This window comes from Mesorhizobium sp. M8A.F.Ca.ET.161.01.1.1, assembly GCF_004792105.1.
Taxonomy (GTDB): Bacteria; Pseudomonadota; Alphaproteobacteria; order Rhizobiales; family Rhizobiaceae; genus Mesorhizobium.
The window spans coordinates 1-438 of record NZ_SRTD01000080.1; the positions used below are offsets into that span (position 1 = coordinate 1).

Here is a 438-nt window from a genome sequence, read left to right on the forward strand (position 1 = left end):
CTCCCCCTGGGCAGTCGTCTGGGGATCGATCCCGATTGCTGTAGCGCTGATCGGCTGGTTCTGGCCGAAAGGTATGGCGGAGGAGGAAGCATGAAGGAACGTGTCGCGCTCGATGTCTCCAAGCTGCCGATGTCCGGCAACGGCACCGCCAGCCCCACATGGTGGGGAACCTGCGCCTTCATGCTGATCGAAGGAACGGGCTTCGCGCTGGCGGTCGCCGTTTATTTCTACCTGATGAGCCTGGCACCACGATGGCCGATCGACGCCCCGCCGCCGGATCTTTCAGCCGGCACGGTGCTGACAGCGCTGCTTGTCGTCAGCGTCGTTCCGAATGTCCTCGTCAGTCGCTGGGCCAGGCAGAGGCGGCTTGTTCACGTCCGTTTCGGTTTAGTCGTCATGTCCGCAATCGGGTTTGTCCTGCTGGCGGTGCGCGCCTTT

At 63.0% G+C, this 438-nt stretch carries 1 pseudogene; it reads left to right on the forward strand.

The window, feature by feature from the left end:
• Positions 1-90: 90 nt before the first annotated feature.
• Positions 91-438, forward strand: a pseudogene (locus EN804_RS34700) (cytochrome C oxidase subunit III); the annotation flags it as partial.